1 rRNA gene is annotated in these 3,064 nt (G+C 50.9%); it reads left to right on the plus strand.

Going from position 1 to position 3,064, the window contains the following annotated elements:
* Positions 1–130 precede the first annotated feature (130 nt).
* Positions 131–3,052 (plus strand): 23S ribosomal RNA (locus ACLUWI_RS09985).
* Positions 3,053–3,064: the final 12 nt, after the last annotated feature.

A 3,064-nucleotide genomic window follows, 5' to 3' on the forward strand; every position in this document is an offset into this window, starting at 1 on the left:
GCTTGTACTTTGAAAACTAAATAATATTTATTTCTTTATTCACAATTAAACCGAGAACACCGCGTTATTTGAGTTTTATTAACGAAATTAATCGCATACTCAATAACTGAGGTGATCGTAAGATCATCAAGGTTAAGTTATGAAGGGCGCATGGTGAATGCCTTGGTACTAGGAGCCGATGAAGGACGGGACTAACACCGATATGCTTCGGGGAGCGGTAAGTACGCTTTGATCCGGAGATTTCCGAATGGGGAAACCCAATCATCTTAGTCGATGATTGCCTGAGCAGTGAATACATAGCTGTCAGGCGGTAGACGCAGTGAACTGAAACATCTAAGTAGCTGCAGGAAGAGAAAGAAAATTCGATTCCCTGAGTAGCGGCGAGCGAAACGGGAAGAGCCCAAACCAACGAGCTTGCTTGTTGGGGTTGTAGGACTGAACATTTGAGTTACCAAAGTGCGACGTAGTTGAAGTCGTTGGGAAGCGACGCCAAAGATGGTGATAGCCCAGTAAACGAAACGTCACACTCTCAGTTCAGGATCCTGAGTACGGCGGGACACGTGAAACCCCGTCGGAATCCGCGAGGACCATCTCGCAAGGCTAAATACTCCCTAGTGACCGATAGTGAACCAGTACCGTGAGGGAAAGGTGAAAAGCACCCCGGGAGGGGAGTGAAACAGTTCCTGAAACCATGTGCCTACAAGCTGTCGGAGCACATTTACGTGTGACGGCGTGCCTCTTGCAGAATGAACCGGCGAGTCATGATTGCGTGCAAGGTTAAGGTGGAAAAACCGGAGCCGTAGCGAAAGCGAGTCTGAAATGGGCGTACGAAGTACGCAGTTATGTACCCGAAACCAGGTGACCTACCCATGTCCAGGTTGAAGGTGCGGTAAAACGCACTGGAGGACCGAACCCGTATCAGTTGAAAATGGTTGGGATGAGGTGTGGGTAGCGGTGAAATTCCAAACGAACTTGGAGATAGCTGGTTCTCTCCGAAATCTCTTTAGGGGGAGCCTCGAGGTTTAGAATCATGGAGGTAGAGCACTGTTTGGACTAGGGGCCCGTCATGGGTTACTGACTTCAGATAAACTCCGAATGCCATTGATTTTTACTCGGGAGTCACACGGTGAGTGATAAGATCCATCGTGGAAAGGGGAACAGCCCAGATCATCAGCTAAGGTCCCTAAATATATGCTAAGTGGAAAAGGATGTGGAATTGCACAGACAACTAGGATGTTGGCTCAGAAGCAGCCATCATTTAAAGAGTGCGTAATAGCTCACTAGTCGAGTGACTCTGCGCCGAAAATGTACCGGGGCTAAGCATATTACCGAAGCTATGGATGCATCCATTAGGATGCGTGGTAGGAGAGCGTTCCAAGGGCGATGAAGTCAGACCGTAAGGACTGGTGGAGCGCTTGGAAGTGAGAATGCCGGTATGAGTAGCGAAAGACAGGTGAGAATCCTGTCCACCGAATGACTAAGGTTTCCTGGGGAAGGCTCGTCCTCCCAGGGTTAGTCGGGACCTAAGTCGAGGCCGAGAGGCGTAGACGATGGACAACAGGTTGATATTCCTGTACCAGTTGATTGTGCTTGAGTGATGGAGTGACGCAGAAGGCTAAGCGATCCGGACGATTGGAAGTGTCCGGCCAAGCAGCAAGTCAGTTGATGAGTCAAATGCTTATCAGCGAGTTGACAAGCTGTGACGGGGAGCGAAATTATAGTAGCGAAGTCGTTGATGTCACGCTGCCGAGAAAAGCTTCTAGCGAATAATCAACTGCCCGTACCGCAAACCGACACAGGTAGTCGAGGAGAGTATCCTAAGGTGAGCGAGCGAACTCTCGTTAAGGAACTCGGCAAAATGACCCCGTAACTTCGGGAGAAGGGGTGCTGATCGCAAGATCAGCCGCAGTGAAAAGGCCCAGGCGACTGTTTATCAAAAACACAGGTTTCTGCAAAATCGTAAGATGAAGTATAGGGGCTGACGCCTGCCCGGTGCTGGAAGGTTAAAAGGAAGAGTTAGCTTCGGCGAAGCCCTGAATTGAAGCCCCAGTAAACGGCGGCCGTAACTATAACGGTCCTAAGGTAGCGAAATTCCTTGTCGGGTAAGTTCCGACCCGCACGAAAGGCGTAACGATCTGGGCACTGTCTCAACGAGAGACTCGGTGAAATTGAATTGCCTGTGAAGATGCAGGCTACCCGCGACAGGACGGAAAGACCCCATGGAGCTTTACTGTAGCTTGATATTGAGTGCTTGTACTGCTTGTACAGGATAGGTAGGAGCCATAGAAGCCAGGACGCTAGTTTTGGCAGAGGCGTTGGTGGGATACTACCCTTGCATTATGATCACTCTAACCCGCACCACTGATCGTGGTGGGAGACAGTGTCAGGTGGGCAGTTTGACTGGGGCGGTCGCCTCCCAAAAGATAACGGAGGCGCCCAAAGGTTCGCTCAGAATGGTTGGAAATCATTCGCAGAGTGTAAAGGCACAAGCGAGCTTGACTGCGAGACAGACAGGTCGAGCAGGGACGAAAGTCGGGCTTAGTGATCCGGTGGTTCCGCATGGAAGGGCCATCGCTCAACGGATAAAAGCTACCCTGGGGATAACAGGCTTATCTCCCCCAAGAGTCCACATCGACGGGGAGGTTTGGCACCTCGATGTCGGCTCATCGCATCCTGGGGCTGTAGTCGGTCCCAAGGGTTGGGCTGTTCGCCCATTAAAGCGGTACGCGAGCTGGGTTCAGAACGTCGTGAGACAGTTCGGTCCCTATCCGTCGCGGGCGTAGGAAATTTGAGAGGACCTGTCCTTAGTACGAGAGGACCGGGATGGACATACCGCTGGTGTACCAGTTGTTCCGCCAGGAGCATCGCTGGGTAGCTATGTATGGATGAGATAAACGCTGAAAGCATCTAAGCGTGAAACTCGCCTCAAGATGAGATTTCCCATTCCTTATGGAAGTAAGACCCCTCAGAGATGATGAGGTAGATAGGATGGAAGTGGAAGTGCCGCGAGGCATGGAGCGGACCATTACTAATCGGTCGAGGACTTAACCAAGTTTAAAGGTGT

Source organism: Limosilactobacillus mucosae (assembly GCF_046939755.1).
GTDB lineage: Bacteria > Bacillota > Bacilli > Lactobacillales > Lactobacillaceae > Limosilactobacillus > Limosilactobacillus mucosae_A.